This is a genomic window from Cryobacterium luteum, assembly GCF_900110125.1.
Taxonomy (GTDB): domain Bacteria; phylum Actinomycetota; class Actinomycetes; order Actinomycetales; family Microbacteriaceae; genus Cryobacterium; species Cryobacterium luteum.
Genome location: NZ_FOCN01000011.1, coordinates 36,495 through 60,438 on the forward strand (window position 1 = coordinate 36,495; position 23,944 = coordinate 60,438).

At 65.9% G+C, this 23,944-nt stretch carries 19 protein-coding genes and 2 tRNA genes; 11 read left to right on the forward strand and 10 right to left on the reverse strand.

The features are described 5' to 3' along the window. Positions 1-5: 5 nt before the first annotated feature. Positions 6-605 (forward strand): vitamin K epoxide reductase family protein, encoded by a 600-nt coding sequence (locus BMW72_RS11805; RefSeq protein ID WP_241983752.1) that lies wholly within the window; start codon positions 6-8, stop codon positions 603-605. A gap of 59 nt (positions 606-664) precedes the next feature. Here BMW72_RS11805 and ndk read toward each other — a convergent pair whose 3' ends face one another. The 4 genes from ndk to ileS form a co-directional block, all read right to left on the reverse strand. Beyond that, on the reverse strand, positions 665-1,087 hold the full coding sequence (ndk, locus tag BMW72_RS11810; RefSeq protein ID WP_092110791.1) for a nucleoside-diphosphate kinase: 423 nt from the start codon (positions 1,085-1,087) through the stop codon (positions 665-667). After that, positions 1,084-1,461, reverse strand: coding sequence for a DUF4233 domain-containing protein (locus BMW72_RS11815; RefSeq protein WP_166787634.1), 378 nt, complete (start codon positions 1,459-1,461; stop codon positions 1,084-1,086). Before BMW72_RS11815 ends, ndk begins: the two co-directional genes overlap by 4 nt. Then, a complete protein-coding gene (locus BMW72_RS11820; protein WP_092110926.1) occupies positions 1,458-2,828 on the reverse strand; it encodes a bifunctional folylpolyglutamate synthase/dihydrofolate synthase in 1,371 nt (456 codons plus the stop codon). The genes BMW72_RS11815 and BMW72_RS11820 overlap by 4 nt, the downstream gene beginning before the upstream one ends. 82 nt (positions 2,829-2,910) lie before the next feature. Then, positions 2,911-6,330: an isoleucine--tRNA ligase gene (gene ileS, locus BMW72_RS11825; protein WP_422386288.1), complete on the reverse strand. Its 3,420-nt coding sequence runs from the start codon at positions 6,328-6,330 to the stop codon at positions 2,911-2,913. Between the two features lie 283 nt (positions 6,331-6,613). Between ileS and BMW72_RS11830 the strand changes: the two genes are divergently transcribed. From BMW72_RS11830 to BMW72_RS11860, 7 genes are all read left to right on the forward strand, one after another. After that, on the forward strand, positions 6,614-8,266 hold the full coding sequence (locus tag BMW72_RS11830; RefSeq protein ID WP_092110796.1) for an ABC transporter substrate-binding protein: 1,653 nt from the start codon (positions 6,614-6,616) through the stop codon (positions 8,264-8,266). Further along, positions 8,251-9,216, forward strand: a complete 966-nt coding sequence (locus tag BMW72_RS11835) for an ABC transporter permease (RefSeq protein ID WP_092110927.1) — start codon at positions 8,251-8,253, stop codon at positions 9,214-9,216. The genes BMW72_RS11830 and BMW72_RS11835 overlap by 16 nt, the downstream gene beginning before the upstream one ends. Further along, positions 9,213-10,073, forward strand: a complete 861-nt coding sequence (locus BMW72_RS11840; RefSeq protein ID WP_092110798.1) for an ABC transporter permease — start codon at positions 9,213-9,215, stop codon at positions 10,071-10,073. Before BMW72_RS11835 ends, BMW72_RS11840 begins: the two co-directional genes overlap by 4 nt. Positions 10,074-10,086: 13 nt before the next feature. After that, the gene (locus BMW72_RS11845) at positions 10,087-11,778 is read left to right on the forward strand and encodes a dipeptide ABC transporter ATP-binding protein (RefSeq protein ID WP_338419417.1); all 1,692 of its coding nucleotides are present in this window, start codon (positions 10,087-10,089) and stop codon (positions 11,776-11,778) included. A 112-nt stretch (positions 11,779-11,890) separates the two neighbouring features. Then, complete coding sequence (gene valS, locus BMW72_RS11850; RefSeq protein WP_092110799.1) at positions 11,891-14,488, forward strand: valine--tRNA ligase; 2,598 nt, start codon at positions 11,891-11,893, stop codon at positions 14,486-14,488. 8 nt (positions 14,489-14,496) lie between these two features. Continuing rightward, the gene (locus tag BMW72_RS11855) at positions 14,497-14,943 is read left to right on the forward strand and encodes a GNAT family N-acetyltransferase (RefSeq protein ID WP_092110801.1); all 447 of its coding nucleotides are present in this window, start codon (positions 14,497-14,499) and stop codon (positions 14,941-14,943) included. Positions 14,944-14,946: 3 nt separating this feature from the next. Next, positions 14,947-15,216, forward strand: a complete 270-nt coding sequence (locus BMW72_RS11860; RefSeq protein WP_092110803.1) for a hypothetical protein — start codon at positions 14,947-14,949, stop codon at positions 15,214-15,216. A gap of 51 nt (positions 15,217-15,267) precedes the next feature. On the opposite strand, the gene BMW72_RS11865 is transcribed toward BMW72_RS11860, so the two are convergent. After that, complete coding sequence (locus BMW72_RS11865) at positions 15,268-16,101, reverse strand: methyltransferase domain-containing protein (RefSeq protein WP_092110805.1); 834 nt, start codon at positions 16,099-16,101, stop codon at positions 15,268-15,270. 50 nt (positions 16,102-16,151) lie between these two features. Between BMW72_RS11865 and BMW72_RS11870 the strand changes: the two genes are divergently transcribed. Then, entirely contained in the window at positions 16,152-18,215 is a 2,064-nt protein-coding gene (locus BMW72_RS11870; RefSeq protein WP_092110807.1) for a M3 family metallopeptidase, read from the forward strand. Positions 18,216-18,280: 65 nt separating this feature from the next. Then, complete coding sequence (locus BMW72_RS11875) at positions 18,281-19,051, forward strand: hypothetical protein (RefSeq protein WP_092110809.1); 771 nt, start codon at positions 18,281-18,283, stop codon at positions 19,049-19,051. A gap of 166 nt (positions 19,052-19,217) precedes the next feature. Here the strand turns inward: BMW72_RS11875 and clpX are convergent, their stop codons facing one another. The 5 genes from clpX to BMW72_RS11900 form a co-directional block, all read right to left on the reverse strand. After that, positions 19,218-20,495: an ATP-dependent Clp protease ATP-binding subunit ClpX gene (clpX, locus tag BMW72_RS11880; RefSeq protein WP_092110931.1), complete on the reverse strand. Its 1,278-nt coding sequence runs from the start codon at positions 20,493-20,495 to the stop codon at positions 19,218-19,220. A 133-nt stretch (positions 20,496-20,628) separates the two neighbouring features. Continuing rightward, on the reverse strand, positions 20,629-21,312 hold the full coding sequence (locus BMW72_RS11885; protein ID WP_092110811.1) for an ATP-dependent Clp protease proteolytic subunit: 684 nt from the start codon (positions 21,310-21,312) through the stop codon (positions 20,629-20,631). 27 nt (positions 21,313-21,339) lie between these two features. Then, entirely contained in the window at positions 21,340-21,942 is a 603-nt protein-coding gene (locus tag BMW72_RS11890) for an ATP-dependent Clp protease proteolytic subunit (protein WP_092110813.1), read from the reverse strand. Positions 21,943-22,122: 180 nt separating this feature from the next. Further along, entirely contained in the window at positions 22,123-23,538 is a 1,416-nt protein-coding gene (tig, locus tag BMW72_RS11895) for a trigger factor (RefSeq protein ID WP_166787633.1), read from the reverse strand. Between the two features lie 43 nt (positions 23,539-23,581). Next, positions 23,582-23,655: transfer RNA gene (locus BMW72_RS11900), tRNA-Pro, on the reverse strand. A gap of 181 nt (positions 23,656-23,836) precedes the next feature. Here BMW72_RS11900 and BMW72_RS11905 point away from each other — a divergent pair. Further along, a tRNA-Gly gene (locus tag BMW72_RS11905) sits at positions 23,837-23,907 on the forward strand. The last annotated feature ends 37 nt before the right edge of the window (positions 23,908-23,944 follow it).

Below are 23,944 nucleotides of genomic sequence, written 5' to 3' on the forward strand. Positions count from 1 at the left end.
CAAGAGTGCCACAGACAGAGCGTTCACAGCGTCCAACCGGCCTGGCTTTTTTCCTGATCACCGCCGGAATCATCGCGTTTGCAGCGGCCTTCGCCCTCACGCTCGACAAGATCCACTTGCTCGAGGATCCGAACGCTCAGCTGAGCTGCAGTTTCAGTGTTCTCATCGGTTGCGCGACCAATCTCTCCGCGCCGCAGGGAGCCGTGTTCGGCTTTCCGAACTCGCTGATCGGACTCGCCGCCTGGAGTGTGATCATCACGATCGGCATGGCGATACTGGCCGGGGCGCGGTTTGCCCGCTGGTTCTGGGTGGGACTCAACGTCGGCATGCTCGCCGCGATCACCCTCGTGATCTGGTTCATCGGCCAGAGCATCTTCGTGCTCGACGTGCTCTGCCCTTGGTGCATGGTGACCTGGGCGGTGACCATTCCGGTTTTTCTCACCGTGACCCTCTATAACGTGAAGGTCGGCAACCTGCCGGGTGGGGCATCCGTTCGCCGCGTGGCTGCCGGAGCCTATTCGTGGATTTTCGTCATCACGATCGTCTGCTATATCGTGTTTTTCATCGTTGCGCAGGTCAACATGGACGTGCTGAACCGACTGTAATCTGAACCGAAAATTGCCCCCGCTCAGAATTGAGACGAGGGCAATTGGCGTGGTGCTGGCTAGTCGAACCAGAGGGCGAGCTCGCGCGCGGCGGACTCGGCTGAGTCCGAGCCGTGCACGAGGTTCTGCTGAACCTTCACGCCCCAGTCGCGACCGAGGTCACCGCGGATGGTGCCGGGCGCGGCGGTCGTGGGGTCGGTGGTGCCGGCGAGGGCACGGAAGCCCTCGATGACCCGGTTGCCGGCGATGCGGAACGCGACGATGGGGCCGCTCTCCATGAATTCCACGAGGGGCTCGTAGAACGGCTTGCCCTCGTGCTCGGCGTAGTGCGCGGCGAGCAGCGAGCGGTCGGGTTCGACGAGCTTCACGTCGACGAGGGAATACCCCTTGGCTTCGATGCGGCGCAAAATTTCGCCGGTCAGGTTGCGGGCAACGCCGTCGGGCTTGACCAGGACGAGGGTTTCTTCGATCGGGGTGTTCATACAGTCTCCTTGGATTGGTCGGGATTTGAGTGGTCGATGCGGGAACCGGTGATCATGCAGTAGGTCCACATGGCGGCAAACAGGGCGCCGACGAAGAACATGGCCGGCGTGACGAACCCGGTGGCGATGATGACCGCCTGCAGCAGCCAGCCGATCGCGTACGACCAGCGATAGCGCAGGAGTCCGATCAGCGCGACCATAGCGAGGACGAGCAGCACACCGCCGATGATGACGGCGAGCGGGGAGACCGGGCCGGGTTCGGCCTGGACCGACACCAGGCCGAGCGTGACGACGGTGCCCAGGAAGACGACGATGGTCTCGAAGCCGAGGAGGATCGTGGCGAGCGAGCGTGTGACCGAGCGCGGCCCCCTCATTTCTCCATCCATTCGCCGGCGGCGGCGAGGGTGATCGCTTCGCCGACGAGCACGATGGATCCGGTGACCAGCACGGCCCGCTTGGGCGCCTCGGCGGCCCACTCGCGAGCGCTGTCGAGGGCACCGGCCAGGTCGTCGAAGCGGAACGTGACCTGCTCGCTGGTCCACTCGGCGATATTGTCGGCGAGGTCGTCCATGCGCACGGCACGTTCGGAGTGCGGCTCGGTGACGTAGAACCGGTCGACCTGGGGGGCGAGGGCCGCGATGATGCCTCCAGCGTCCTTGTCGGCGAGGATTCCGACCACGACGGCGATCTCGTCGAAGTCGAAGTACGCCTCGAGGGCCGCCGCGAGGGCCGTGGCACCGTGCGGGTTGTGCGCGGCGTCCACGAGCACGGTCGGTTCGATACCGACCAGTTGCAGGCGTCCGGGTGAGGTCGCGCTGCCGAGTCCCTCAGCGAGCAGATCCCCGACCAGGGCCTGGCTGCCCGCGCCGAGGAACGATTCGACGGCGGCGATGGCGAGTGCCGCGTTTTGGGCCTGGTGGGTGCCGTAGAGCGGCAGGAACAACTCGTTGTAGGTGCCGGCGAGGCCGCGCACCGAGATGACCTGGCCGCCGACCGCGACGGTGCTCGAGAGCAGTTCGAACCCCTCGTTCTCGCGGGCGAGGGTCGACTCGCTCAGTTCGACTGCACGGTCGAGTTCGGCCTGAACTTCCGGGCTCTGGGCTGCAGAAACCACGGCTGCCGCCGGCTTGATGATGCCGCTCTTGGTGCGGGCGATCTCGGCGACGGTGTTGCCGAGGCGCAGGGTGTGATCGAGGGCGATCGGGGTGAACACGGCCACCTGGCCGTCGGCGACATTGGTGGAATCCCATTCGCCGCCCATGCCGACCTCGATCACGGCGACGTCCACCGGTGCGTCGGCGAAGCAGGCGAAGGCGAGCACGGTGAGCGCCTCGAAGAAGGTCAGGGGTACCTCGCCGGCCGCTTCGAGCTCCTGGTCAACGAGCCCCAGATAGGGCTGGATGTCGGCCCAGTTCGCGGCGAGAATCTGGTCGCTGATCGGTTCGCCGTCAATGACGATGCGTTCGTTCAGCCGCACCAGGTGTGGGCTGGTCAGCAGGCCGGTGCGCAGGCCATAGGCGCGCACAATGCTCTCGACCAGACGGCTCGTGCTGGTCTTTCCGTTGGTGCCGGCCACGTGAATGATCGGGTACGAACTCTGCGGATCACCGAGAAAGTCCAGTGCGCGCCGGGTGGGCGCGAGGCGCGGCTGCGGCTGCGCCTCCCCCACCCGCAACAGCAGCTCGGCGAAGACGGCGTCTCCCGCTTCGCGGAAGGCGTCGAGGGGCGCCGGCTGGTTCATCGGCTCCTCATCGTCGCCGCGCCCGGTGATGTTCTTCCAGTCGGCGCTGTCGTCGGCGGGGATACCGTCGGTCGGGGTGTTATCAGACAAGGATGGCTCCGTTCACGCGTGCGACGGCTACGATGACGGCGCCCAGATTGACATAGTGGTCGGCTGCGAACCGTACGTAGTGCTCGACCGGCGCGCCGACGCGCGCTTCGAGCCACTCGGACGGCAGGTCAGCGGGAAAGTCGCCGGTGGACGGGCGGTGGGTGCTGAAACTCGTTGCGAGGGTCTCGGCCGCAACATCGACTCCCCGAGCGAGGTCGAAGGAATCGGCATCCGCTTCGCTTTGAAAGACGAGATCCAAACGGATGCGGTCGCTCACCTGAAAGCCCGCCGACTTGCGGGTGTCCTGCACGGCGCGAATGAGGTCGCGGGCGAAGCCCTCGGCCTCGAGCTCGGGGGTGGTGGTGGTCGCGAGCAGCGCGAAACCGCCGCCGGGCAGCAGCGCGAGGGCGGCGGCACCGTCGCCGGCGTCGCTGTTCGCTTCAAGGGTCAGCTCGTACTCACTCGGCTCCAGGGCGATGCCGCCGGCCGTGACGACGCCGTCGGTCTCGCTCCAGTCGCCGGCGCGGGCGGCCTTGATGACCAGCTGCACCTGCTTGCCGAGGCGGGGACCGGCGGCGCGGGCGTTGACGACGAGCTTGCTCGTGACACCGTAGGCTGGGGCGCTGTCGTCTTCGAGTTCGATCAGCGTGACCGTCTTCAGGTTGAGCTCGTCGCGGAGAATGGCGACGAAAGAGGCCAGCGCCTGCGTGTTGCCGGTGACGACGGTGAGGTTGGTCAGCGGCAGGCGCACCCGCAGGCCGGCCTGTTTGCGCAGCGACAGCACGGTGCTGCTGATCAGGCGCACCTGGTCCATCGTCGTGACGAGCTCATCGTCGGCGGGGAACAGGGTGGCGTCGGGCCAGTCTTCGAGGTGCACGCTGCGGCCGCCGGTGAGCCCCTGCCAGATGCGCTCGGTGACGAGGGGCAGCAGCGGCGCGGTGACCCGGCAAACGGTTTCCAACACGGTGTACAGGGTGTCGAAGGCTTCGTGGGCGGTGGCCCCTTCGGCGGCACCGCCCCAGAACCGGTCGCGCGACCGACGCACGTACCAGTTGGTGAGCACGTCGGCGAAGTCACGCAGCCGTGCGGCGGCGACGGTGCTGTCGAGGGCTTCGAGGTCGCTCGTGACGCCGACGATAAGGTCGCGGGTCTTGGCGAGCAGGTATCGATCGAGCACGTCGGTCGAATCGGTGCGCCAGGTGGCTTCATAGCCGCTGGCACCGTTGGCGGAAGATTTAGTGGACGACGACGCATTCGCATAGAGGGTGAAGAAGTAGTACGTGCTCCACAGCGGCAGCATGACCTGGCGGGCACCTTCGCGAATGCCCTCCTCGGTGACGACAAGGTTGCCGCCGCGCAGCACCGGGGAGCTCATCAGGAACCAGCGCATGGCGTCGGCACCGTCACGGTCGAAAACTTCGTTCACGTCGGGGTAGTTGCGCAGCGACTTGCTCATCTTCTGGCCGTCGTTGCCGAGTACGATGCCGTGGCTGACCACGTTCTTGAAGGCCGGTCGGTCGAACAGGGCGGTGGAGAGCACGTGCAGCAGGTAGAACCAGCCGCGGGTCTGCCCGATGTACTCCACGATGAAGTCGGCGGGGTTGTGGGCTTCGAACCATTCCCGATTCTCGAACGGGTAGTGCACCTGCGCGAACGGCATCGAGCCGGAGTCGAACCAGACGTCGAGCACATCGGTGATGCGCCGCATCGTGGACTGTCCGGTGGGGTCGTCGGGGTTCGGTCGGGTCAGCTGATCGATGTACGGGCGGTGCAGGTCGGTCGGGCGCACCCCGAAGTCGGCGGCCAACTCGTCGAGCGAGCCGTAGACATCCGTTCGGGGGTATTCGGGGTTGTCGCTCTTCCAGACCGGGATGGGTGAACCCCAGTAGCGGTTGCGGCTGATCGACCAGTCGCGGGCGTTGCCGATCCACTTGCCGAACTGGCCGTCCTTGACGTTTTCCGGAACCCAGTTCACCTGTTGGTTGAGCTCGACCATGCGCGGACGAAAGTCGGTGACGCGCACGAACCAGCTCGACACCGCCTTGTAGATGAGCGGGTTGCGGCAGCGCCAGCAGTGCGGGTATGAGTGCTCGTAGCTGGCCTGGCGAATGAGCCGGCCGTTGGCCTTGAGCAGCGCGGTGAGCGGCTTGTTGGCGTCGCTCCAGAGCTGGCCGGCCACTTCGGGAACGTCGCTGAGAAACTTTCCGCCGTCGTCGAGCGAGAGGATCACCGGGATGCCGGCGGCCTCACAGACCTTCTGGTCTTCCTCGCCGTAGGCGGGAGCCTGGTGCACGATGCCGGTACCGTCGCTCGTGGTGACGTAGTCGGCCACGAGGATGCGCCAGGCGTTCTGGGTGCCCCAGACCGCTTCGTCGGCATAGTAATCGAACAGGCGGTCGTAGCTGACACCCTCGAGCTCGAGCCCGGTCACCGTGCGCGAAACGGATGCGACGGCCTCAGCCGCCGACTCATAGCCGAGGTCCTTGGCGTAGTTGCCGACCAGGTCGATCGCGATGAGGTATTCGGCGCCGAGCACCGTGGCATCGGCTGATCCTTCGCGCAGCACCTCGGCATCGGGTGTGCCGTTCGGGCCGGCCGGCACGACGGCGTAGACGATTTCGGGGCCCACGGCGAGCGCGAAGTTCGTCGGGAGGGTCCACGGGGTCGTGGTCCAGGCCAGCGCACGCACGGCGGTGAGGCCGAGCGCTTCGGCCTTGGCGCCGATCAGCGGAAAGGTGACCGTGACCGTCTGGTCCTGACGCATCTTGTAGACGTCGTCGTCCATGCGCAGTTCGTGGTTGGAGAGCGGGGTCTGGTCGCGCCAGCAATAGGGCAGCACCCGGTAGCCCTCGTAGGCCAGCCCCTTGGTGTGCAGCTGCTTGAATGCCCAGATCACCGACTCCATGAAGGTGATGTCGAGGGTCTTGTAGTCGTTCTCGAAGTCGACCCAGCGAGCCTGGCGGGTGACGTACTCTTCCCAGTCCTTGGTGTATTCGAGCACCGACTCGCGGGCCACCGCGTTGAACGCCGCAAGACCCATCTCTTCGATCTGGCTCTTATCGGTGATGCCGAGCTTGCGTTCGGCTTCGAGTTCGGCGGGCAGGCCGTGGGTGTCCCAGCCGAACCGGCGGTGCACCTGCTTGCCGCGCATGGTCTGAAACCGGGGGAACAGGTCTTTGGCGTAGCCGGTGAGCAGGTGGCCGTAGTGCGGCAGACCGTTGGCGAACGGCGGGCCGTCGTAGAAGGTCCACTCCTCGGCACCGTCGCGCTGGTCGATCGAGGCCTGAAAGGTGTCGTCGTTCTTCCAGAATTCGAGCACCTCGTTTTCAAGGGCCGGAAAGTTCGGCGAGGGAACGATGGCCTCGGCAGGCGTGCCGTGGGGGGGCGTAGTACTGCTCTTGGGGTACAAAATGCTTCTCCTACCGGGACGGGTCACTGGGGCCCTGCTCCACGAGGACGAACGATTCTGTAGAAATCGCCGCGGTACCACCTCGCTTGCCGCCCGAAACCGCTGGGCGACCGCTTGTTCAAAGGCTGTGACGGGCCCGACCCGTTCGGTTCTACTGAGCTGCCAACCCGAGGGCGGGCATCCGTTCTTCCAAAGACTCCCCGGTGATAGCCGGGTCACTGTCATTGACCACAATCGTACCGGATGAACGACCGCCGTAGCCTAACGTTGAGGGGTGAAGAATCAAATGCGGCGCCCAGCCCGTCCCCGTCGTCTGCTCGCCGCCACGACCGGCATCGTCGCCCTCGGGCTGCTGTTGGCCGGCTGCACGCCGGCCGGCCCGAACGAACCGGCCGGCGAGCCCCGAAGCGGCGGCACGCTCACCTACGCCTCCGGCGACGCCGAGCCGAGCTGCCTCGACCCGCACGTCGGCGGAAACTTTCCCCAGGCGCTGGTCAGCGCCCAGTACCTCGAATCGCTCGTCTCCCGTAACGACGCCGGCCAGATCATTCCCTGGCTGGCCGAGTCCTGGACCCCGAGCGACGACGGCCTGACCTGGGACTTCACCCTGCGCGCCGATGTGACCTTCACCGACGGCACCGCATTCGACGCCGCAGCCGTGCAGGCCAACATCGCGCACCTGCAGAACCCGACGACACTCTCCTCGACCGGATACCTGGCCCTCGGCAAGGTGAAGACCGTTGCGGCGGTCTCCCCCACCGTCGTGCGCTTCACCCTGACAGAACCGGACAGCGCCCTGCTCGAGTCACTGTCCCAGCCCTGGCTCGCCATGGAATCGCCGGCCGCCCTCGAACGCAGCCAGGACGAGAACTGTGCCAGCCCGGTCGGCACCGGCCCGTTCATCGTGCAGAGCTGGGTGAAGCAGAACGCCATCACCCTCGTGCGCAACGACGATTACGTCTCCCCTCCAGCGGATGCCGCCCACGCCGGCCCCGCCTACCTTGAGGAGGTCATCTGGCGGTTCATCCCCGACTCGGCATCGCGCTACGCGGCCCTGCAGTCCGGCGAGGTCGACGTGATCGACAATGCCCAGCCGGACACGATCGTGCAGGCGAAGCAGAGCGATTCAATCGAGCAGCTCGACTCGCCCCGGCCCGGCGCCGCCAACCGCATCGAACTGAACTCGGGTCAGGCCCCCTTCAACGATGTGCGGGTGCGGGAGGCGTTCATCCGCTCGGCCAACGTGGACGATGCCGTGTCGAGCCTGTTCCAGGGCACGGCCACCCGCTCGTACTCGGCGCTGTCGAGCGTTGAGGGCACCGCCATCTCGAACGCCGCCCTGTTCGACTACGACCCGGCCGCCGCCGCCGAACTGCTCGATGCGGCCGGCTGGAACGAAACGGATGCCGACGGCTACCGGGCCAAAGACGGTGTGCGGCTGTCGGTGGAGTTTCCGGTGAGCACCAACCAGTCCATTCCGGCCGAGCAGAGCGTGTTCGAGCAGATTCAGGCGACCGCGAAGGAGACCGGCTTCGAGGTGAACCTCGCTCCGATGGATCTCTCCAGCTGGTACGCCGCCCTCGCCTCCAACGACTACGACGCGGTGAGCGCGCCGTACACCAAGGTCGGCCCCGACGTGCTGCGCATTCTGTACCACTCCGACAGCATCGTGCCGGCGCCAAGCGGGTACTTCGCCAACCTCGCCCAGGTGAACGACCCCGAGATCGATGCGCTGCTCACGACGGCGGCGCGCACCACGGATACCGACGAGCGCAGCTCCCTCTACGCCGACGCCCAGAACCGCATTCTGGAAGGCTTCTACCTTCTGCCGCTCTACGACCAGCAGAATCACTTTCTGCTGCGCGGCGATGTGCAGGGCCTTCGCACCCTGCCGACCGTGGCCGTGCCCACCCTGTACGACACGTGGCTGAACCGGTAAGCCCACGCCGGGCCGCGCTGCGAGTGTTCGCCCCCGTGGCAGCCCGCCTCGGCGGAGCGATCTTCGTACTCTGGGCGGTGGCCTCGATCACCTTTTTCGCGGTGCGCCTCATCCCGGGCGACCCGGCCCAGGCGGTGCTCGGCGGCCCCGGATCGCAGGCGTCCCCCGAAGCTCTCGCCGCGGTGCGCACCGAATACGGGTTCGACAAACCCGTTTTGGTGCAGTATCTGGCCCAGCTCGGCCGCCTCGCCACCGGTGATCTCGGCCGGTCGTACGCCCTCAATCAGGATGTCGGGCCGCTCGTGCTCGATCAGCTCGGCGGCACCGTGCTGCTGGCCGTTCTGGCCCTGGCTCTGGCCTGGCTGCTTGCCCTCGCGCTGGCCGCCTGGTCGACGCGCGGCGGCACGGTCGCCGCCCGGGTGGGGTCCGGCCTCGAGATCGTCGCGGCGGCGCTGCCGCATTTCTGGCTGGCGACCTCGCTGATCGTGGTGTTCAGCATTTGGCTCGGCGTGCTGCCGCCGATCAGTACCGTTGGCGCCGCCGGACTGGTGCTTCCGGTGCTCACCCTCGCGATTCCGCTGGCCGGTTTTCTCGGCCAGATTCTGCGCGAATCGCTGCTCGCGGCGTTGGAGAGCCCCTTCGTGCTCTCGGCCCGCGCCCGCGGCGAGAGTGAGCGCGGAGTGCTCTGGACCCATGCGCTGCGGCACGCCTCCCTGCCCGCAATCAGCCTCTCCGGCTGGGCGTTCGGTTCACTGATCAGCGGCGCGGTGGTCGTTGAAACCATTTTCGCTCGCCCCGGGCTCGGTCGCACCCTGCTGACCGCCGTCACCCTGCGAGACGTTCCCGTGGTGATCGGCGTGGTCATGATCGTCGCGGTCGCCTACATTCTGATGACGCTGCTGACGGATGCCGCCACTCGCCTGGTCGATCCCCGATTGCGCAGCGAATGAGCGATCTCGAGGTGCAGGCCGAGCTAGCCACCCAGGCTGCCCGCTCGGGTCAACCGCGCCGCCTCGGCCTGGCCGAGGCGACAGCCGGACTGCTGGCCGTCTTTCTGCTGGTCGCTGCTGTGACGCCGCAGCTGTTGGCCCTCGGCGACCCTCTCGGCATTGACCCGCTCTCGGCGTTCATGCCGCCGACGGGAGCGCACGTCTTCGGCACCGATGAGTCGGGCCGGGACATCTTCACCCGGGTGGTGCACGGCACCCAGTACTCGCTTGTGATCGGTGCCGCCGCCACGGCGATCGGGTTGGGGCTCGGCATCGTGCTCGGCACCCTGGCCGGGATGCTCGGCCGAGTGGTGGACTTCACCGTGAATCGGTTTCTTGAGGTGCTGTTCGCGTTTCCCGGCTTGCTCCTGGCCCTGCTGTTCATCGTCATCTTCGGCCCGGGAGTGGCGACCGCCACCATCGCCGTCGGGCTGTCCACAGCGCCCGGGTATGCCCGGATCATTCGCGCGCAGCTGATCACGGTGCGCTCGGCGGCGTTCGTCGAGGCGGCGACCGTTCTTGGTCGCACCCGCTGGCAGATTCTGCTGCGTCACATTCTGCCGAACACCCTCGCACCGCTGTTGGTGCTCGCAACCCTCGGCATCGGGCAGGCCATCGTCTGGGCGGCGACGCTGAGCTACCTCGGCCTCGGCGCCGAACCGCCGACGGCCGAGTGGGGCGCCATGCTCTCGGCCGGGCGCACCTACATCACATCGGCCTGGTGGATGAGCTTCTTTCCCGGCCTGTTCATCGTGCTGACCGCCGTGACGGCCACGGTGCTCGGCCGCAGCATCGACCGAAGAATGAGGCACGCATGAACCCGAAGCACGAATGACCATGACCGAACCGGCGGCGGCACTGACCGTCCACAATTTGCGGGTGGGCTTCGGCGCCGACCCGGTCGTTCGCGGTGTCTCGTTCGAGATCGCCCGGGGCGAGTGCCTCGCCATCGTCGGCGAATCAGGCTCGGGCAAGAGCGTGACCGCGCGCAGCCTGCTCGGTCTCGCCGGGGCGAACGCCCGGGTCGGCGCTGACCAGCTCGAACTCGGCGGGCAGACCGTGCTCGGCCTCACCGACCGTGCCTGGCGGGCCCGCCGAGGCAAGGACGTGGGCCTGGTGCTGCAGGATGCCCTGGTCTCGCTCGACCCGCTGCGGCCGATCGGCCGGGAAATTGCCGACTCGCTGCGCCTGCACACCACCCTCGGCGCCGCCGCCCGGGCACGCCGGGTGCTGGAACTGCTCGACGCGGTCGGCCTGCCCGAGCCGGCGACTCAGGTGCAGAAGCTCTCCGGGCAGCTCTCCGGCGGGGAACGTCAGCGCGCCCTGATCGCCGCCGCGATCGCCCTGGACCCGCCGCTGCTCATCGCCGACGAGCCGACCACGGCGCTCGACGTAACCGTGCAGGCGCAGATTCTGGCCCTGCTCGAGCACATCACGCGGGCCGGCACCGCCGTGCTGCTGATCAGTCATGACCTCGCCGTGGTGAGCCGCATCGCGCACCGGGTCGCGGTGATGCACGACGGCCGCATGATCGAGACCGGCCGCACCGAACAGGTTCTGGGCGCCCCCCGGCACGAGCAGACCCAACGTATGGTCGCGGCGATCCCGGCCGACAAACCGCGCGGCACTCGGCTCTCCCTCAGCACCCGCCCAAGGGATGCCGCGAGCCCGGTTTCAGCAGACAGCACCGTTTTGGCAAACAGTACGGTTTTGGACGACAGCACGGTTTCGGCAGCCAGCACGGTCGTGCTCGAAGCCATCGGACTGTCCAAGTCTTATCGACGACCGGACGGCAGCCGGCACCTCGCCGTCGACGACGTCTCCTTCGCGCTGCAGCGCGGCAGCACCCTCGGAATCGTCGGCGAGTCCGGCTCGGGCAAGACCACGACCGCCCGACTGCTGCTCGCTCTGCTGCCGCCGGATCGGGGTGCGGTGCGGGTGTTCGGCGAGCCGTGGAGCGCGGCGAGCGAGAAGACCCGGCGCGGGCTGCGCCCCGGCGTCGGCGCTATCTACCAGGATGCCCTCGGCTCGTTCGACCCGCGCTGGAACGTCGCCGAGATCCTCACCGACGCACTGGGCCTTTCGCCGGGCCTCCGTCAGCGACGCCGCGCACCGCAGACGACGGCTCGGCTTTTGACCCTGCTCGACGAGGTCGGCCTCGCCGCCGCGGTGCTGACCCGCCGCCCGCTCGAACTCTCGGGCGGTCAGCGTCAGCGGGTCGGCATTGCCAGGGCCCTGGCCGGTCGACCGGAGATACTCATCTGCGACGAACCGGTCTCGTCGCTCGATGTGAGCGTGCAGGCCCAGGTGCTCGACCTGCTCGACGACCTGCAGCGGGAGCGCGGCCTCAGCCTGATTTTCATCTCGCACGACCTCGGTGTGGTGCAGCACGTCAGCGACGAGATCGCGGTCATGCGAGCTGGTCGCGTCGTGGAGAGCGGGCCGGCGGCGCGCGTGTTCGCCGCGCCGCAGCATCCGTATTCGGTGCAGCTGCTCGCCGCCGTACCCCGGCTGCCGGCTTGAACGATCTGCCGGATTGACCCCCGTTCGGGGAAAAAGGGCCGATCGGGTAGATTAGACGGGCACACTCAGGCACCTCACCATCGACACGGTGCCGAATATACCGAACCGGAGAATGATGACCCACGCTGACCGCGTTCCTGAAAAGCCTGCCCTCGAAGGGCTCGAAGCCAAATGGGAGACCCGCTGGGAGAGCGACGGCACCTACCGGTTCGCTCGTGAGAACGCCACCCGCGACACGATTTATTCGATCGACACGCCCCCGCCGACCGCGTCGGGCTCACTGCACATCGGCCACGTGTTCTCGTACACCCATACCGACGTCGTCGCCCGGTTTCAGCGGATGCGCGGCAAGAACGTGTTCTACCCGATGGGTTGGGACGACAACGGCCTGCCCACCGAACGGCGCGTGCAGAACTATTACGGCGTGCGCTGCGACCCGTCGCTTCGCTACACCGACAACTTCGTTCCCCCGTTCGAAGGCGGCGACGGCAAGAGTTCCAAGGCCGCCGACCAGCTGCCGATCAGCCGCCGCAACTTCATCGAACTGTGCGAAACCCTCACCAAAGAAGATGAGAAGCAGTTCGAAGCGCTCTGGCGCACCCTCGGCCTCTCCGTCGACTGGACCCAGACCTACCGCACCATCGGCCAGGAAGCCCTGTTCACCTCGCAGCTTGCCTTTCTCGGCAACGTCGAACGCGGTGAGGCCTACCAGGCCATGGCCCCCACCCTGTGGGACGTCACCTTCCGCACCGCCGTCGCCCAGGCCGAGCTCGAAGACAAGGACATGCCCGCCGCGTACCACCGGGTGGCGTTCGCCAAGCCTGACGGTTCCACCATCGAGATCGAGACCACCCGACCTGAACTGCTCCCGGCCTGCGTTGCCCTCGTCGCGCATCCCGACGACGAACGCTACAAGCACCTGTTCGGCACCACGGTGACGACCCCGGTGTTCGGCGTCGAAGTTCCCGTGCTCGCCCACCACCTGGCCCAGAAAGACAAGGGCTCAGGAATCGCCATGATCTGCACCTTCGGCGACGTGACCGACGTGGTGTGGTGGCGTGAACTCGACCTGCCCAACCGCGCCATCATGGGTTTCGACGGCCGCATCATCGCCGAGGTTCCGGAAGCCATCGTTTCCGAAGCCGGCCGCGCTGCCTACGCCCAACTCGCCGGCAAGACCGTGTTCTCGGCCAAACAGGCCGTCGTGGAGCTGCTCAAGGCCAGCGGCGACCTGATCGGCGATCCGAAGCCGATCGTGCACGCGGTGAAGTTCTTCGAAAAGGGCGACAAGCCGCTCGAAATCGTCTCCACCCGGCAGTGGTACATCCGCAACGGCGCCCGCGACGAGAAGCTGCGCGCCCGCCTGCTCGAGCACGGCTCCGAGCTTGCCTGGCACCCCGAATTCATGAAGGTGCGCTACGAGAACTGGGTGAACGGCCTCACCGGCGACTGGCTCGTCTCCCGCCAGCGCTTCTTCGGCGTGCCACTGCCGGTCTGGTACCCGCTCGACTCCGACACGAACCCGGTCTTCGACCAGCCGATCGTGGCCACCCGCGACCTGCTGCCGGTCGATCCCTCCTCGGATGCCGCGCCCGGCTACACCGAAAGCCAGCGCGGCCAGGCCGGCGGTTTCGTCGGCGAGGTCGACGTCATGGACACCTGGGCCACCTCCTCACTCACCCCGCAGCTCGCCGGCGGCTGGGAACGCGACCCGGAACTGTTCAACCTGGTCTTCCCCTACTCGCTGCGTCCGCAGGGCCAGGACATCATTCGCACCTGGTTGTTCTCCACCCTGCTGCGCGCCGAGCAGCAGCACGGTATCTCGCCGTGGCAGCATGCCGCCCTCAGCGGCTTCATCGTGGACCCCGACCGCAAGAAGATGAGCAAGTCGAAGGGCAACGTGGTCACCCCGGCCGACATGCTCGAGCTGCACGGCTCCGACGCGGTGCGCTACTGGGCGGCATCGTCTCGGCTCGGGACCGATGCCGCTTTCGACCCGAAGAACCCGACGCAGATCAAGATCGGCCGTCGTCTCGCCATCAAGATCCTCAACGCGAGCAAGTTCGTCGCCATGTCGCAGGGCAGCCGAACGGCCCCGATCACCGAACCGGTCGACCAGAGCATGCTGGCGGGCCTCACCGCTGTCGTCGCCCAGGCCACGACAGCGTTCGAGAACTACGACCACGCTCGGGCGCTGGAAACCACCGAGAGCTTCTTCTGGACCTTCTGCGACGACTACCTCGAGCTCGTCAAGGAACGCGCCTACGGCGAGCCGGGCCCGGAGCAGGCCTCGGCCGTTGCCGCCCTGCGCACGGCGCTCGCCACCCTGCTGCGCCTGTTCGCGCCGTTCGTTCCATTCGCCACCGAAGAGGCCTGGTCCTGGTCGAACGAGGGCTCGGTGCACACCTCTCCGTGGCCGGTCGCGGCCGATCTGCTCGGCAGCGACGCGGTCGCCACCGGCAACATCGCCCTGCTCGACCTGGCCAGCCGCGCGCTGACCGGCATCCGTCGGGCTAAAACGGATGCGAAGGCGTCGCAGAAATCTGAGGTGGAATCTGCAGTAATATGCGGTGCACCCGCCGAGATCGCACTACTCACCCTGGCCGCCGCGGATCTCAAGGCGGTCGGTCGGATTCACGAATTGACCTTTATCGACGGCAGCGAACTCGCTGTGACCGACATCGTGTTCGCCACGGTGTTGGAAAGTTAGGAGACCCGATGTCAGTAACCGTGCGCCCGCTGGGCGACAAAGACTTTTTCCCCTGGCTGGGCCTGTTCGAGGGCTACAGCGCGTTCTATGAGAGCGAACTGACCGATCAGAAGGCCCTGCAGGTCTGGAGCTGGATCATCGACCCGAACAACTCGCTTGACGGTGCCGTCGCGGTTGACGACCGGGGCGATTTCGTCGGCCTCGCGCACTACCGCACCGTGCCGCGCACCCTCAGCGGCGACCTCGCCCTGTTCCTCGACGACCTCTACGTTGCCGAGGACGCCCGCGGCAAGGGTGTCGGCACACTGCTGATGGACTTCACCAAGGCGTACGCGCGCGAGCGAAAGCTGGCCCAGGTGCAGCTGGTGACCGCGGCCGACAACGCTACCGCGCAGGTGCTCTACGACCAGGTCGGTACCCGTACCGACTGGGTCACCTACGAAATCGACGTCTAGACCGTGCAGCTGGGCACGCGTTGGACTCTCGGGGGAACCCTGCCCACCGGGCTTCCCCACGTCGTTGAAATCGCCGTCAAGGCCGTCGAAGACGACCTCACGGCGCTCGCCGTCGATACCAGTACGTGGCGTTGGACGCTGACCTGGCTGGAGTCCAAGCCGGTGATCGAACTCGACGACGGCACGGTCATCCGCTTCAACCCGGTCGACGACAGCGCGACCATCACGCAGCCGTCGACGAGCACGGATGATGACGACGAGGACTGGATCTGATCCGGAGCGGCAGCCGCGCGGCCTGACCGCACCGGGTTTCAGGCCCGAGCGTCAGGCGCGGGCCAGAATTTCGCCGTGCGGCATACCGAACCAGCCGTCGGGGTCACGCACCCACTCTCGCCAGGCCGCGGCCATCCGCTTGAGGTCGGCGAGATCGGCCACCCCCGATTCGATGGCGTGGGCCGCGAAGCTGGATTCGGTCACCCGCACCGCCCACGATTCCCCCCACCACTCACGCTCGGCGTCGGACGCGAAGCACCAGACGGATGCGCTGCTGGTCACGGTGGTGAAGCCGGCCCGCCTGGCCCAGGTTTTGAGGGACCGGCCAGCGTCGGGGTCGCCGCCGTTCCAGTAGTGCACCTCGCGGTAGACCCGCATCCAGTCGACCAGCCCGTCGATCGGCGGCGCAATCATGACTCCCCCATAGTCCACGTCGCGGGCGGCGAACACGCCGCCGGGCCGCAACACCCGGCGGATCTCGGTCATCGCCGCGACCGGGTTGGCGAGGTGCTGCATCACCTGGTGGGCGTGCACGATGTCAAAGGTGTCGTCGGCGAAATCGAGCGCGTAGACGTCGCCGACCTGAAAGCTCGCGTTGTGCACCCCCTCGTCGGCGGAGAGACCGGTCGCACGCGCGACGATGTCAGGCGACGCGTCTATGCCGACAACTCGTCCGGGAGCGAGACGCCGGGCCAGATCGACCGTGATAGTGCCGGGGCCGCAGCCGACATCGAGCAGCACACCTCCGGTGCACAGCTCCGGAATGAGGTAGGCCGCCGAGTTCGCGACCGTGCGCCAGGTGTGCGAACGCAGCACGCTCTCGTGGTGACCGTGAATGTATTCGTCACGGGGGGCGGACTCAGAATTGCCGGTCAGGTCGGTCATGGTCAGATCCTACGCGCCGCCCGAGCGGCCGCGATGGTTAGGGTGGAGGCATGGCCTCGACAGCGAACAACCCGTTTTTCACCTGCAGCACCCTGCCCTACCAGCTGCCGCCGTTCGCCGCCATCACCGACCTGCACTACCGGCCCGCATTTCGCCACGGCATGACCGAGCAGCTCGCCGAGGTCGACGCTATCACCGCCACAGCGGATGCCCCCACCTTCGAGAACACCCTCGTCGCCCTCGAGCGCAGCGGGCAGACGCTGGCGCGCGTCGCCGAGGTGTTCTTCAACCAGAGTTCCTCCGACTCGAGTGACTTCACCACCGACCTGGAAGAAGAACTCGCGCCGCTGCTCGCCGCCCACGCCGACGCGATCCGGCTCGATCCCCTGCTCTACGAGCGCATCGCCGCCCTGCACGCCGAGCGGTCGCGACTCGGCCTCGATGCCGAGTCGCTCTACCTGATCGAGCGGTATTTCACCGAGTTCACGCTCGCCGGGGCCGGCCTGAACGACGGCGACAAGCAATCCCTGCGTGAATTCAACGCGCGACTGTCGACCCTCACCACCCGGTTCGAAAAGAACCTGCTGTGTGACACCAACGCCCTCGCGCTCGTGCTCGACGACGTGGCCGAGCTCGACGGCCTGACCGAGGGCGAGATATCCGCGGCGGCCGAAGCAGCCAGGGAACGGGGCCTCACCGGGCAATACGTGATCAGTCTCGTCCTTCCCACATCGCACCCCTATCTCGCGAGCCTGACCAACCGGGGGGTGCGCGAACGGTTGCTCGCGGCGAGTCGCGCGCGCGGCATCCGTTCTGATGCGGCGGGCGCCGACACTGACAACCGGCCCCTCGTGATCGAGATCACCCATTTGCGCGCCGAACGGGCCCGGCTGCTCGGGTTCGACAACCATGCCGCCTACGTGACCGCCGATCAAACCGCGAAAACGCCCGCTGCCGTCTGGAACCTGCTGGCCCGCCTGGCTCCCGCCGCCGCCCGCAACGCCTTGCTCGAGCAGGCCGACCTGCAGGCCGTGATCGATGCGGACGGCGGCGGTTTCGAGCTGGCCGCGTGGGACTGGGCGTTCTACACCGAGAAGGTGCGCCGAGCCAAATATGACGTCGACACCGCCGCCATGCGTCCCTATTTCGAGCTTGAGAGCGTTCTCGCCAACGGCGTGTTCTTTGCGGCCAACCGGCTGTACGGGCTCACCTTCACCGCTCGGCCCGATCTGGTGGGCTGGCACCCCGATTCGCGCGTCTTCGAGGTCACCGCCGAAGACGGCTCTGCCGTCGGGCTGTACATCGGCGACTTCTACACCCGGGATTCCAAGCGCGGCGGGGCCTGGATGAACGCCCTGGTCTCACAGTCCTCCCTGCTCGGCACTGACACGTCTGTGGTCTGCAACAACCTCAACGTCTCCAAGCCGGCTGCCGGCCAGCCCACCCTGCTCACCTACGACCAGGTCACCACCCTGTTCCACGAGTTCGGCCACGCCCTGCACGGGCTGCTGGCGCGCGCCACCTATCCCAAGTTCTCCGGCACCAACGTGTACCGCGACTTTGTGGAATTTCCCAGCCAGGTCAATGAGATGTGGATGCTCTGGCCCGACGTGCTCGCCAACTATGCCCGCCACTTCGAGACCAATGAGCAGATGCCGCAGCAACTAGTCGACCGCATTCAGGCGTCGTCGGCGTTCAACGAGGGTTTCCTGACCAGCGAATATCTCGCCGCCGCGCTGCTCGATCAGGCCTGGCACCGCATTGATGCCGGCACGATCGTCACCGACGTGGCCCGGTTTGAAGCGGATGCCCTCGCCTCCGTCGGTCTCGACAATCCCGCCATTCCCACCCGCTACGCCAGCACCTACTTCGCGCACACGTTCTCCGGCGGCTACGACGCCGGCTACTACTCGTACATCTGGAGCGAGGTACTCGACGCCGACACCGTCGAATGGTTCAAGGAGAATGGCGGCCTGACCCGCGCGAACGGCGATCGTTTTCGTGATCGGCTGCTCGGGGTGGGCGGCACCAAAGATCCGCTCGAGGCCTACCGCCATTGGCGCGGTCGGCCCGCCGACCTGCAGCCGCTGCTCGACCGACGCGGCCTCAACTAGCCGTTCGCTCGCACCCTCAGTATTGAGGATGCGCGGGACGATCCGCGGCCGTAGGCTACGTGGCCATGGACGTTCCGACGGGTCTCATTCAGGGCAGGGGGCGGCGGCGGTTTCTCCGGATCGCCGCCATCGTTCTTGCCGTCATGTTGCTGAGCGGGCTCGTCTCACACTACTTGCGCGAGAACATCGCCATCAGCACTCCGGGCTGGCGTGGCCTCAGCGCGCTAGCGGGTCTGGTCTACGCTGACGGCGAGGCGAATCTGTGGGCCTGGGCGTCCGGACTCCTCCTCGCCGGTATCGCCCTGTGCCTGGCCACCGTCGGCTTCGCTGCACGAAATGAGGGAGATCTGGGCGCACCCTACTTCGTGCTCGCCGCCGTCGCCGTCGAATTGTCGGCCGATGAGATCGCCCAGTTGCACGAAAAACTCGCCCGCTTTGACCTCGACAGCCGCTTCACCTTCGCTTGGCTCACTGTCGGTGTGCCGTTGGCCGTTGTCGCGTGCCTGCTTCTGCTCTGGATCGCCCGCAAGATCGACCGACTTCTTCGCCGCCGTCTCATCGTCGCAGGCGCTATCTACCTTCTCGGTGCCGTTGGCTTTGAGGCCATTGGCGGCATCGCGGTGGGAGGCCGCCTCGACGAGTTATCGCGCGCCAGCCTGACCTACCATGCGCTTGTCGGTATGGAAGAGGGACTTGAAGTGACCGGTGCGCTCATCGCGCTGGGTGCCGTGCTGTCCGCGCTGGTCGTTGAACGCATGGAAACCGGAATACTGCTGCGAACTCGTTTCGGTCGCGCAGGTGAACACCCCCTCAAGAGTGCACCGGCGACTCAGTGAGGCCAGACCAGATCAGAACCAACCTCCGTGGCACTCGATAGCCGGACGTCGAATGCACCGCGAAGCGACCGCTACAGCACCAGCCACTCCAACATCATGGCCACCGCCAACATGAGTTGTTCGATCCCCAGCAATCCCAGCAAATACCCGCCGGGGTACGCCCGAACTAGGCCGACTTCACCTGGCGAGTCTTGTGCAACACCATTTCGGCTGGCGCATTGTGCAGCACCGTGTCGCGGGTAATGATGACCCGCTCCACGTCGGTCGTGGACGGCACCTCGAACATGACCGGGCCGAGCACTTCTTCGAGGATGGCCCGCAGCCCGCGGGCGCCGGTCTTGCGCAGCACGGCGAGGTCGGCGATGGCTTCCAATGCCGGCTGTTCGAATTCGAGTTCAACCCCGTCGAGCTCGAACATACGCTGGTATTGACGCACGAGTGCATTCTTGGGCACGGTGAGAATCTGCATCAGGGCCACCTGGTCGAGTTGGGTGACCGTGGTGACCACGGGAAGACGACCGATGAACTCGGGAATCAGCCCGAACTTGTGCAGGTCCTCGGGCAGCACCTCGCTGAACAGGTTGATGTCGTCGCCCTTGATGTGCAGCGGAGCCCCGAAGCCGATGCCCTTCTTACCGGCGCGGGACGAGATGATGTCTTCGAGCCCGGCGAAAGCACCAGCCACGATGAACAGCACGTTTGTGGTGTCGATCTGAATGAATTCCTGATGCGGATGCTTGCGCCCACCCTGCGGGGGAACCGAGGCGATCGTGCCCTCAAGAATCTTCAGCAGCGCCTGCTGCACGCCCTCGCCCGACACATCGCGGGTGATCGAGGGGTTCTCGGCCTTGCGGGCGATCTTGTCGATCTCATCAATGTAGATGATGCCGGTCTCAGCCCGCTTGACGTCATAGTCGGCAGCCTGAATGAGCTTGAGCAGAATATTCTCGACGTCTTCGCCGACGTAACCGGCTTCGGTGAGGGCCGTCGCATCCGCTACGGCAAAGGGAACGTTGAGGCGCTTCGCGAGGGTCTGGGCCAGGTAGGTCTTGCCGCAGCCGGTCGGGCCGATCAACAGAATGTTGGACTTGGCGATCTCCACGTCGTCGTGAATGGCTTCGGCTGCGGTGAGCGTTGCCCGAGACCGCACACGCTTGTAATGGTTGTACACGGCGACGGCGAGGGCACGCTTGGCGGGTTCTTGGCCAATGACGTATTCCTCGAGAAAGCCGAAGATTTCTTTGGGCTTGGGGAGGTCGAATTCACCGGCGGCGGCCTCAGAGCCGGCTTCGGCCAGACGCTCTTCGATGATTTCATTGCACAGCTCGACGCATTCGTCGCAGATATAAACGCCGGGGCCGGCGATGAGCTGTTGTACCTGCTTCTGGCTCTTTCCGCAGAAGGAACACTTGAGCAGGTCGGCACTTTCACCGATTCGGGCCATGTCAGCCTCCTCCATTGGTCTCGCTGCAATTGAGCCTAGCCTGTGCGTGTGACAGTTACGTGCAGCACGCCACAAACCGAAACGGCGCGCCGCCCGAAGGCGACGCGCCAGCCGGCCGGTTCAGGTCTTTAGGCTATTTAACGAGCATAGGAAGGTTCTTACGGCTGGTCAGAACCTGGTCGATGAGCCCGTACTCGAGAGCATCGGCGGCGCTCATGATCTTGTCGCGGTCGATGTCCTTATTGACCTGCTCCACGCTCCGGTTGGAGTGGTGTGCGAGGGTCTCTTCGAGCCAGACCCGCATGCGTAGAATCTCGGCCGCCTGAATCTCGATGTCCGAGGCCTGGCCACCGCCCTGGCCGCCAACCGAGGGCTGGTGGATCAGGATGCGCGCGTTCGGTAGGGCGAGACGCTTGCCCGCTGTACCGCCAGCGAGCAGCACGGCCGCAGCGGATGCCGCCTGGCCGAGGCAGACCGTCATCACGTGCGGGCGGATGTACTGCATCGTGTCGTAGATCGCCGTCATTGCGGTGAACGATCCGCCCGGCGAGTTGATGTACATCGTGATGTCGCGGTCAGGGTCCTGGCTCTCGAGTACGAGAAGCTGGGCCATGACGTCATCGGCCGAGGCGTCGTCAACCTGCACGCCAAGAAAGATGATGCGGTCTTCGAACAGCTTGGCGTAGGGGTCCTGGCGCTTGTAGCCGTAGGCGGTGCGCTCTTCGAAGGTGGGGAGGATGTAGCGCGACTCGGGAGCGTTCTTAGTAGAGCCGCCCATCGAGCTGTAGGCCGTTCCACCGAATGTGGGGATAGTCATGATTTCTTCCTGTTCAGTTTCGGTGGGCTACTTGGACACGTCGGCGTCGGGGTCAGTGCCGCCACCGCCGATAACGTCCGAAGCGGATGCGCGCAGGTGATCGACGAAACCGTATTCGAGGGCTTCCTGGGCGCTGAACCAGTTGTCACGGTCACCGTCGGCGTTAATTTGTTCCGGGGTCTTTCCGGTCTGCGCGGCCGTGATCTCGGAGAGGCGCTGCTTCATGTCGAGAATGAGGCGGGCCTGGGTCTGGATGTCGGCGGCCGTGCCACCGAAGCCGCCGGACGGCTGGTGCAACAGTACCCGCGCGTTCGGGGTGATGTAGCGCTTGCCCTTGGTGCCGCTCGTGAGCAGGAACTGGCCCATCGAGGCCGCCATGCCGATACCGACGGTGACGATGTCGTTGGGTACGAACTGCATCGTGTCGTAAATCGCCATGCCGGCAGTGATCGATCCACCGGGAGAGTTGATGTAGAGGTAGATGTCGCGTTTGGAATCTTCCGCTGCCAGCAGGAGGATCTTCGCGCAGATCTCGTTCGCGTTTTCGTCACGGACCTCTGAGCCGAGCCAGATGATGCGGTCCTTCAGCAGTCGGTCAAATACACCGTTGGTGGGTGTCGGGTCGGCCATGTCGTGCTCCGTTTCAGTTGTCGCTTCTCAATGAATCTATCGGAGCGCGCGAGCGAAAACGGCTCTGTTCGCCCTCGGCAGATAACCGGATGCCGCGCACGGCTCCTGCAGCATGCAGAAGGCCGACTGGAGTGAATCCAGTCGGCCCGTGCCCGCCATCAGGCGGTACTGCTGCAAACGCTACTTCTTGGCAGCGGCCTTCTTCTTCTTGGGCTTCTCTTCAACCTCGGCGTCAGCGTCAGCGTCAGCGACCGGAGCTGCCTCGGCGTCGCCGGCAGCGGCATCCGCTTCAACAACCGGCTCGGCGTCGGTGACGTCGTCGACCGGGCCGGTGAACGCGCTCAGGTCGACCGGCTTGCCGTTGGAGTCAACGACCTCGGCCTTGCCCAGGGCGATGGCGAGGGCCTTGTTGCGGGCGACTTCGGCCACCATCGACGGGATCTGGCCGTTGGTGTTGAGGGTCTGCACGAATTCGCTCGGGTCCATGCCGTACTGGCTGGCGCCCTGGATGAGGTACTGGGTGAGCTCGTCCTGGCTGACCTTGACCTGCTCGGCTTCGGCGATCGTGTCGAGCAGAATCTGCTGACGGAAGGTCTTCTCGCTGGCTTCGGTGACCTCGGCGCGGTGGGTGTCGTCTTCGAGGCGGCTTTCGCCCTCGAGGTGGCGGTTGACCTCGTCGAGGATGATCGCGGCGGGGATCGGAACCTCGACCGAGCCGAGGAGCGTCTCAATGAGACGCTCGCGGGCCTGGCTGCCCTGGCCGAAGGCCTTGTTCTGTTCCACCTGAACCTTGAGGCTCTCGGTGAGCTCGGCGATGGTGTCGAACTCGCTCGAGATCTGAGCGAAGTCGTCGTCAGCGGCGGGAAGTTCGCGTTCCTTGACGGCGATGACCGTGATCGTGATCTCGGCCGTCTCACCCTCGTGGTCTCCGCCCATGAGGTCGGAGTTGAAGGTGGTGGTCTCGCCGGCGCTGAGCGAGTCGAGGGCCTCGTCGATGCCGTCGATGAGGTCGCCGGAGCCGACCTCGTAGGAGATGCCGCTCGCGGTGTCGACCTCTTCGCCGTCGATCGCGGCGTTCAGGTCGATCTGGGCGAAGTCACCGGTCTTGGCGGGGCGGTCAACCGTGATGAGCGTGCCGAAGCGGCTGCGCAGCTTGTCGAGTTCCTCGGCAACTTCGTCGTCGGACACCTCGACGGCGTCGACAGTGAGCTTGAGGCCGGCGTAGTCGGGCAGGTCGATCTCGGGGCGCACGTCAACCTCGATGGCGAGGAGCAGGTCACCGGAGAAGTCGGTGTTGCTCGGCCATTCGACGATGTCGGCCTCTGGACGGCCCAGCGGGCGCAGCTTGTTCTCTTCGACGGCCGCGCGGTAGAAACCGTCGAGACCCTCGTTGACGGCGTGTTCCAGAACGGCAGCCTTGCCGACGCGCTGGTCGATGATGGCCGGCGGGATTTTTCCCTTACGGAAACCCGGGATGTTGATGTCTTCGGCGATGTGGCCGTAGGCGTGGGTGATGGCTGGCTTCAGCTCTGCTGGGCTCACCGTGATGGTGAGCTTGGCGCGCGTGGGGCTCAGTTTTTCGACCGTGGACTTCACTCGAGACTCTCCTGTGTATTGAAACGGTGTGCTGCGGGTAATGTCGGGGCGACAGGAGTTGAACCTGCGACTTCTCGCCCCCAAAACGAGCGCTCTACCAAGCTGAGCTACGCCCCGGATCTTTCAATCCGCTGGTACTGATAACTGGGGAGCCAACCTGCTGGCGCGTGAGAACGCTCGCGACAGGCGGATTGACCTCAACCAGTCTAATGCACGCCATTCGAGCGGATGCGCGCCCCCTGGCATCCGGCACCCGGTTTCTTGTACTACGCTATCCCAGTGCCCGAATGTTGGGCGTGGGGTCGTAGCTCAATGGTAGAGCCTGAGTTTTCCAAACTTATGACGCGGGTTCGATTCCCGTCGACCCCTCTGTATCGACCGTAAGGACAACGTCGAATTGCGAAAG